At 33.9% G+C, this 4,633-nt stretch carries 7 protein-coding genes and 1 pseudogene; 4 read left to right on the top strand and 4 right to left on the bottom strand.

The features are described 5' to 3' along the window. Positions 1 to 252 (top strand): excalibur calcium-binding domain-containing protein (locus BABA_RS23730; protein WP_007087812.1); only part of this gene is annotated, 252 nt, incomplete at its 5' end. 204 nt (positions 253 to 456) lie between these two features. Here BABA_RS23730 and BABA_RS28225 read toward each other — a convergent pair. Continuing rightward, positions 457 to 714: a hypothetical protein gene (locus BABA_RS28225; protein ID WP_083865528.1), complete on the bottom strand. Its 258-nt coding sequence runs from the start codon at positions 712 to 714 to the stop codon at positions 457 to 459. A 783-nt stretch (positions 715 to 1,497) separates the two neighbouring features. Between BABA_RS28225 and BABA_RS28220 the strand changes: the two are divergent. Then, positions 1,498 to 1,989 (top strand): annotated as a pseudogene (locus BABA_RS28220) (LysR substrate-binding domain-containing protein). 464 nt (positions 1,990 to 2,453) lie between these two features. Here BABA_RS28220 and BABA_RS23715 read toward each other — a convergent pair. Further along, positions 2,454 to 2,966 carry an RDD family protein gene (locus tag BABA_RS23715; RefSeq protein WP_007087808.1) on the bottom strand — a complete coding sequence of 171 codons (513 nt, stop codon included), beginning with the start codon at positions 2,964 to 2,966 and terminating at the stop codon, positions 2,454 to 2,456. A 33-nt stretch (positions 2,967 to 2,999) separates the two neighbouring features. After that, positions 3,000 to 3,464 carry a DUF3995 domain-containing protein gene (locus BABA_RS23710; protein WP_007087807.1) on the bottom strand — a complete coding sequence of 155 codons (465 nt, stop codon included), beginning with the start codon at positions 3,462 to 3,464 and terminating at the stop codon, positions 3,000 to 3,002. 102 nt (positions 3,465 to 3,566) lie between these two features. Between BABA_RS23710 and BABA_RS28565 the strand changes: the two genes are divergently transcribed. Together BABA_RS28565 and BABA_RS28560 are read left to right on the top strand one after the other, a co-directional pair. Next, positions 3,567 to 3,968, top strand: coding sequence for an AraC family ligand binding domain-containing protein (locus tag BABA_RS28565; RefSeq protein ID WP_083865520.1), 402 nt, complete (start codon positions 3,567 to 3,569; stop codon positions 3,966 to 3,968). Then, positions 3,944 to 4,168 (top strand): AraC family transcriptional regulator, encoded by a 225-nt coding sequence (locus BABA_RS28560; RefSeq protein WP_083865530.1) that lies wholly within the window; start codon positions 3,944 to 3,946, stop codon positions 4,166 to 4,168. The genes BABA_RS28565 and BABA_RS28560 overlap by 25 nt, the downstream gene beginning before the upstream one ends. 142 nt (positions 4,169 to 4,310) lie before the next feature. Here BABA_RS28560 and BABA_RS27440 read toward each other — a convergent pair. Further along, the coding region (locus tag BABA_RS27440; protein ID WP_157273252.1) for a hypothetical protein at positions 4,311 to 4,633 on the bottom strand (323 nt) is incomplete at its 5' end.

The following is a 4,633-nucleotide window of genomic DNA, read 5'->3' as shown; positions in this document are numbered from 1 at the left end:
GCAGAGGCTAAAGCAAAAGCTGAGGCGGAAGCCAACGCAAGGGCGGAAGCAGAGGCTAAAGCAAAAGCTGCAGCTCAAGCGAAAGCCCAGCAACAGCAGCAAACAACTTCATCCACAACTGCAGAACAAGTATCGTTTGCCAACTGCACTGAACTGAGAAAAGTGTATCCTAACGGAGTTTCTTCCAGTCATCCTGCCTATACATCCAAAATGGATCGAGATAATGACGGTTACGCTTGTGAAAGAAACTGATATATAGAAAGAAGGTGCATATTTTGCACCTTCTTTTTCATCAACTTCCCTTTTAAACTTCCAAATTTTACGAATCACAAATTATGAGATAGATAAAATATCCTTAATCACACGTTTTGTTATAAACACAAACTTAGTAAATTAATAGACTAAACACACCTAAGCGATTGGGAATTTTGACTAATGCGTCTGTTTGTTTAAAAATCACTTTTCAGATATTTGCATATACTTTGTAAAATAGGCACCTAAAATCAACAAAATAAAATTAATAAACCAAACCACTAGCCCCAGAAAATTAAACCAATAAGCTAAAAGGTTTATTATTGCAATAAGAAAAAAACAAATTGAAGTTAAGGCACTTTTTAGCCCTGTAACACCCGCCTTTTTTCTTTTCTCAACCACAACAAATATGGAAAAAATAAGAGTGATTATTAATACTATAGATAAAATAATCGGTAACAGTTTAATTCCCCCTTTTAAAGTAATCGTGTCTCACCATTACTTTTCTTAATATACGTTTTGTTTATTATCTAGTTTCATCTCTTACTGCAATAAGTTGCCTTAATCTACTCTTTATAGCCCATTAGAATCGGACTGCTCAGTAAAAGTAAAATTATGGTTTTGTTTTTCTCCTTATTATGTTAACCTTTCTATATATTCAGTTTACATGAGTAAGGAGGTAAAAAATAAAATGAATCTAAACGTCCGTTTTTTGACAACCATAGTTACGGCTCTTTTATTTACCGTCCTTGTGTTTATGAACTTCTTAGGATATTGGAAAGCTAACTCGACAATACAAATTCTTTTTTTCTTTATTATGATAGGATCAGTCTTAAATGCGGGTACTGAAATCGGTAAGAATCTAAAAAAAAGGAGCTGATTGGAATTTTCCAATTGGCTCTCATAATAGATTTTTATGAATCTTGAAAATAACGACAAATGTTATGGGGGTGTTTTCTTGAAAAAGGATTTAATTAAAGTTATATCCGTGACTGTTGGAGGCACAATTCTAATATTAGTGATTCCTATTCTTCTTTCTTATTATTTATAGCAATATTACCGTTATTCCATAAATCTAAAAGCTTTTCTTAACGAAGGTCTTTTAGTTGATCCATTATAATAACTACTTTGACATCATCTACCGTATTCGTGTTTCTTCGCAATTTGGCCCTTGAATTTGTTTAATAATTTCTATCCGAAATTCCTTTCCAAAAAAAGCAGTAGATAACTCCCCACCAAAATGCTTTGAATAATGGAGAATTAGATTTAGTTGTACTCGAAGTGCCGGTGAATGAGCCGATTAACTACATTCCGTTTTTAAAAGGGGACCTCCGCCTTCTTGTTCATCATACCCACCCACTTGCCCACAAAGAAATGGTGGCATGGGAAGAGTTAAAGGATGAAAAATTTATTATCTTTCATGAAGGATTTGCCGTTCGTCGCTTTATTATGTAGGAATATGAACGAATAGGCTTTGAACCAAACATTGTTTGTGAGACGTCTCAATGGAAATTCATTCTTGAGATGGTTTCTTGCAATATGGGGATAAGCATCCTGCCTCAAAGTAATACAGCTGAATTAAATGTAGCTCATAAAGGGATAAAAGTATTGCCTATTATCAATCAAGAAGTTCATTGGCGAATAGGCATCATATGGAGAAAGGATGGCTATATTTCTTATGCAACAAGAGAATGGATTCAATTTTTAAATGAGCGATTAATAGACATTAAGAAATGATGTCATTTCAGAAATTTATTGTATTTATTTTGAAAGAGGGAAATTTATAACAATCTCCCATGAAAAAATGGCCTCAAACAATCTGGCAAATTGTTTGGAGACCTTTACATTCTAATTTTGTCGATAACTAATCATAATTTGTAGATATTTCTCGGGAATTTGTTGAAATTTGAAAAACGCACCACTTTTCAACGTTTTTAACTTTAAATGCAATATATATCGCTAGGCGATATGGAAAAAGCGATACGATATCCCTTATATGATAAATACAAAAATTTTCAAAAGTAATCTTGCTAAATCATACTTTTTTAATCGTCTATCCTTCATTTTTTACATATTAATGTATTTATAATAGAACTTATCGAACGCGCCCGATCACGGATGATTGACAATTTTATTAAAGGCTATTGAACTGTTTAGCTTATTTAATTATAGTATTAGCTAATTAAGTAACTTATTATAGTTTAGCGAACTACTTCCGTACCTGCTATCCAGTCATAAACATTTTTCCTTTTTTTATTAGTAAGAGGAATTATTAGATATAATAATATTATAAGATTGACAGCATTTAAAATTACATAAACAGTAATCTCTGAAAAGTCAGTTGGAAGCATTAATCTCCATATACCGAAGTGAGCAGCTTCCCAAGGAAGAAACTTGATAGTTGTTCGAAAAGCTGAACGACCGATTCCAATGCGCTGACCGATACCGTCAACAACACGGATGCCCATTTTTCTCTTCCCCAATGTTCCCTGCCATTTAGAACATTCACTTAAAATAAAGTAAAGCGAAACTGGCAACGTCATCATAAAAAAACCTGTTAATTCAGCTGTTACTGGGGAACTTGAAAATAAGGGGTTAATGTTTGAACGAAATACAAAAGAAATGGTACCTACAACAAAAATGCCATATATAATGATAACAAGATAATCTAATAAAAAAGCGTAAATACGAATTTTAAATGCCGCATAAGACATATTAATCGGCTCCCCTATTTCCGGTTCATGATTTCAGTTGAATAATGATTTATTTCTTTTAGTGGAGAAAAAGTAAAAAACTCCACCGATCATCCAAAAAGGTTCCCAGAAAATTAACCTCCAGAACGTTGCATATGAATCTAAGTCAAAATCCAAAATATTAAACGCACTTAATGTAATTGTGACGAAATTAAGAAATCCATAAAAGAACAATAAGGCGCCTGCGAATTTCGCAACGTAATAAAGAATTTTGGTTACTGTAGGCTTTTTCCATTGAATAAGAAGCATCAACAATACGAGTAACCCAAGTAATTTAATAAAACCGGTTAGCCAAACTATCCTCAAGAATGAGGGGGAAGGGCTTAGGGACATCTCATAAATAACCCCTCCTAGGGATCTAACACCAAGCAAGCCACCCATTGCCCAATAAAAGCTCATACCCGAAAAAATTATTGTCCAAACAATACCAAAAGCTATGAACCAATAATTCCTTTGCATAGGAAAACACACCTCCATCATAGTTTTCCGCTTTTATTCCCTCCAGATATACATATAACAGGATTTTCATTCTAGCACAGTTATTTTTAATGCCAATGAAAAATTAGAACCCATATTCCACTAACCATTTCATGTGAGGGAGAAGGAACCTTTATTATTAATAATAAAATTTATACGGTAAAAGAAGGGGATATTCTTATATACAATGCGGGAATCATCCATGAGGAATACTCAAATCCAGCCAATCCCTTAGTGACCTTTTTCTGTGGAATTTCTAATTTAGCCATTGATCACTTGAAGGAATTGTGTATCATACCTTATGAGCTCGAACCGGTTATAAGAAAAAATGAATATTCCAGCTCAATCAGGTCATTTCTTTCACAGATATTCGAGGAATCTTTGCTTAAAACAACTGGATATGAAATCATATGTCAGGGTTTACTTACGTCCTCCATTGCTTTAATACACCGGGTGATTAAATTGCAAAACATTTCGATGAAATAAAAGAATCTAATACAACGGCTCATCGTATTAAAGAATTTATTGATAAAAATTATAAAAAAAATATAAAACTAGAGGATATAGCTGAAGCACTTTATATTAATAAGTATTACCTGTCCCATGTATTCAAAGAACAAATGCAAATTTCCCCTATTAATTACTTAATTCACCGTAGAATCGGTGAAACAAAGAACCTGTTTTGAAGACCAATGGATAATGAAATAAGTGATTATATGTACGGGGATTGTATTGTAGAATAAAGAAAACCGGACAACCCTTATTTTCCCAATAAAGGATGTCCCCATGGTTTATTTATTTCATTACAAAACTATTTTTTTAAGAGTCTTAATTTATCTTTTGGTTAAATAGCTGGTTAACACTTTTATCAAAAGAACTTTTGCCTCTTTTTAAGTGAATTAATTGTCGTATAAGGTTACAACGCATACATACGGCGAAGGCTGCCGGACAAATGATCGGACGGCCATACGGCGTGTTACCGGCTAAACGGTTGCTTTGCGGATCATGAAAAACGACAACAGGACATAGATGACCGCGCCAACAAACAACCACGAAGCTAATTGAGCGGCGGAATGTCCGCTTAGCCAATTGAATATGTCCGTCCACCAGCCGAAATACGTGCACAAGAACCCAAGCACGGATCCCGCAAG

The sequence above is a fragment of the Neobacillus bataviensis LMG 21833 genome, from assembly GCF_000307875.1.
GTDB lineage: Bacteria > Bacillota > Bacilli > Bacillales > Cytobacillaceae > Neobacillus > Neobacillus bataviensis.
The sequence above is the reverse complement of the archived record's forward strand: the minus strand, read 5'-3'. Positions and strand labels throughout refer to the sequence as shown.